The organism is Stenotrophomonas sp. HMWF003, assembly GCF_003061285.1.
Classification (GTDB): Bacteria; Pseudomonadota; Gammaproteobacteria; order Xanthomonadales; family Xanthomonadaceae; genus Stenotrophomonas; species Stenotrophomonas maltophilia_AP.
The window spans coordinates 1-845 of the sequence record NZ_QAIW01000456.1 but is presented as its reverse complement, the minus strand read 5'-3'; the positions used below and the strand labels follow the sequence as shown (position 1 = coordinate 845).

The window sequence follows — 845 nt, the reverse complement described above, 5'->3', positions numbered from 1 at the left end:
GGTCTGAACAACCCGGATTCGCAGTTCCAGCTGTACCTGAACATCGGAGCGGACCTGTGAGCACGCCGACCCCGTCCGCACCCGCCACGCCGCCGCCGCGCGTGCGTTTCTACCGCAAGCGCCGCTTCTGGGCGTGGTCCGGCTTCACCGTGCTGGGCCTGGTGCTGCTGGCGCTGCTGCTGGTGTACTGGCTGCTGCAGACCGTGGCCGGTCGCGACGTGCTGCTGGCCCAGGTGGTGGCGCGGCTGCCGGTGGGCGCCACGCTGACCTGGAGCAAGGTCGATGGTCCCGTCGCCGGGCCCCTGGTGCTGCACGACCTGGATTTCCGTTACGACGATATCCACTTCACCGCCGAGCGCGCCTATCTCGATCCGGACATCCGCCCGCTGCTCGGCCGCAAGCTGCAGCTGGACGCGCTGCAGCTCAAGAACGCCTCGCTGAACCTGGCCAAGAGCGATGAGCCGTTCGAACTGCCGTCGTGGCCGGACTCGCTGCCGCAGATTGAAATGCCGCTGGCGATCCAGGCCGACACCATCATCATCGATGGCTTCCGCATCACCCAGGCGCAGCAGCCGCTGATCGCCATCGACACGCTGCGCGGCGGGGTGGAAATCGCCAACGGCGAATTCCGCGCCAGCCAGCTCAAGATCGACAGCGACCTGGGCTACTTCCGCGTGGACGGGCGTTACCTGCCACGCAGCGACTACGACACCGACATCACCATCGGCGCGCGCCTGCCGGCGCCGCTGGGCCGCACGCCCGCGCGGCTGGGCCTGGTGGCACGCGGCGACCTGGGCCATATGGAAGTGGCGGTGGCCGGCAACGCGCCGGCGCCGCTGCAGGCC

The 845-nt window shown here is 69.3% G+C and carries 1 pseudogene; it reads left to right on the top strand.

Annotated elements, in window-relative coordinates:
* Positions 1–56 precede the first annotated feature (56 nt).
* Positions 57–845: pseudogene (locus DBR34_RS20150) on the top strand (translocation/assembly module TamB); the annotation flags it as partial.